The organism is Streptococcus mitis (assembly GCF_001074635.1).
Taxonomy (GTDB): Bacteria; Bacillota; Bacilli; order Lactobacillales; family Streptococcaceae; genus Streptococcus; species Streptococcus mitis_E.
The window spans coordinates 1-284 of record NZ_JUQO01000235.1 but is presented as its reverse complement, the minus strand read 5'-3'; the positions used below and the strand labels follow the sequence as shown (position 1 = coordinate 284).

Genomic DNA, 284 nt, shown 5'->3' with positions numbered 1-284 from the left:
AGAGTACTTGGTTTGGGACCAAGGTGTCGCAGGTTCGAATCCTGTCTTCCCGATATATGGCGGTGTAGCTCAGCTGGCTAGAGCGTCCGGTTCATACCCGGGAGGTCGGGGGTTCGATCCCCTTCGCCGCTATAATGATCTTGTTGGACCTTTAGCTCAGCTGGTTAGAGCTCTCGGCTCATAACCGAGTGGTCGTAGGTTCAAGTCCTACAAGGTCCATTTGAATAGCATGGAGGATTACCCAAGTCCGGCTGAAGGGAACGGTCTTGAAAACCGTCAGGCGT

2 tRNA genes are annotated in these 284 nt (G+C 53.5%); both read left to right on the top strand.

Going from position 1 to position 284, the window contains the following annotated elements:
- The first annotated feature begins 58 nt into the window (after window positions 1-58).
- Window positions 59-132, top strand: a tRNA-Met gene (locus tag ADI58_RS10045).
- 13 nt (window positions 133-145) lie between these two features.
- Window positions 146-219: transfer RNA gene (locus tag ADI58_RS10040), tRNA-Ile, on the top strand.
- Window positions 220-284 lie beyond the last annotated feature (65 nt).